The organism is Blastomonas sp. UPD001 (genome assembly GCF_003426715.1).
Classification (GTDB): domain Bacteria; phylum Pseudomonadota; class Alphaproteobacteria; order Sphingomonadales; family Sphingomonadaceae; genus Blastomonas.
Window position 1 is genome coordinate 1 of sequence record NZ_QKVT01000156.1, and the last position, 818, is coordinate 818.

1 protein-coding gene and 1 pseudogene are annotated in these 818 nt (G+C 68.5%); one reads left to right on the forward strand and one right to left on the reverse strand.

The annotated features are described in order from the left end of the window. A partial coding sequence (locus DM995_RS20035) for a tetratricopeptide repeat protein (RefSeq protein WP_198669530.1) occupies positions 1 to 245 on the reverse strand: 245 nt, incomplete at its 3' end. 99 nt (positions 246 to 344) lie between these two features. Between DM995_RS20035 and DM995_RS20040 the strand changes: the two are divergent. Further along, positions 345 to 818 (forward strand): annotated as a pseudogene (locus DM995_RS20040) (hypothetical protein); the annotation flags it as partial.

Below are 818 nucleotides of genomic sequence, written 5' to 3' on the forward strand. Positions count from 1 at the left end.
TCGTCGCCCATGCGCTGGTGTGCCTCGGCCTTGCGCAGCCAGCCCATGAAATCCCGCCGATCGATATCGATTGCAGCGTCGAGCGCAGCAAGCTCGCCCTGATCGTCGCCGAGCGCGCGCCGCGCGGTCGCGAGATTGCGCCAGAGGGCGGTGGCCTCCGGATCGGCCCTGGCCGCTGCCTCGAAGGCGCGCGCGGCATCCGCAAAGCGCCCCTCGCGCAATGCGGCCATCCCGGCGCTGTTCATGGCTACCGGATCATTGTGTGCAGTTACTGCCATATGTTGCTAGTCCCCCGACCACGTCCTGCTTGCCACGCTGCCGGGGGATTGGCAAGGATCGCCGCGATGACCGACACCGGCCCTGATTTGCCCGCAGACAAGGTGGCTCTTGTGCACGATCCGCTCTGGCACGCGCATCGCTATGATGCCGCGCAGGACGCGTTCCAGTTCCGCCATGTCCCGCGCGAGCAGCACCGCAAGGCGACCTTCCTCACCGACGAATATCTGGGCGAAGCCGCGCAGATCGTTCCGGTGCCGCGCCCGCAGGCGCTCGCGGCGGGTGCGGCGCGCGCGCCGCTCCATTTCATCTTCCATTCGGCCTTTTGCGCATCGACCATGCTCGTGCGCGCGCTCGACGTCCCAGGCCTCGCCATGGGCCTGTCCGAACCGATGCTGTGCAACGACATGATGGGCTGGCGCTGGCGCGGGGCGGACCGGCGGCAGGTCGCCGCGGTGCTCGACGCGTCGCTGGCCTTGCTGCAGCGTCCGTTCGGGCCCGGTGAGGCGGTGGTGGTCAAGCCCTCGAACATCTTCAAACCG